General features: G+C 55.9%; 1 protein-coding gene. It reads left to right on the top strand.

The window, feature by feature from the left end; all coding sequences use genetic code 11:
* The coding region (argS, locus tag ACTHUR_RS15810; protein ID WP_440399605.1) for an arginine--tRNA ligase domain-containing protein at positions 1 to 608 on the top strand (608 nt) is incomplete at both ends.

The raw sequence follows: 608 nt of genomic DNA, 5'->3' as shown, positions 1-608 counted from the left end.
GCCCCGTTGTTTTGCAGCCGACCAAAAACGCCGAACACGGCGATTTCCAAATCAACGGCGTAATGGGTGCGGCGAAAAAAGCCAAACAAAATCCGCGCGAGTTGGCGCAAAAAGTGGCCGAAGCATTGGCGGGCAACGCCGTGATTGAAAGCGCGGAAGTCGCCGGCCCCGGCTTTATCAACCTGCGCCTGAGTCCTGAATTCCTCGCCCAAAACATTCATGCGGCTTTGAACGACGCGCGTTTCGGCATAGCGAAAACCGACAAACCGCAAACCGTCGTCATTGACTACTCTTCGCCCAATCTGGCGAAGGAAATGCACGTCGGCCACTTGCGTTCCAGCATCATCGGCGACAGCATTTCGCGCGTATTGGAATTTATGGGCAACACCGTCATCCGCCAAAACCACGTCGGCGACTGGGGTACGCAGTTTGGCATGTTGGTTGCTTATTTGGTCGAGCAGCAAAAAGACAATGCTGCGTTTGAGCTGGCGGATTTGGAGCAATTTTACCGCGCCGCCAAAGTGCGCTTTGACGAAGACCCTGCCTTTGCCGACACCGCGCGCGAATACGTTGTGAAACTGCAAGGCGGCGATGAGGCCGTGTTGGCG

This window comes from Neisseria sp. P0021.S007 (assembly GCF_051956855.1).
This window is presented reverse-complemented; position numbering and strand designations above follow the sequence as displayed.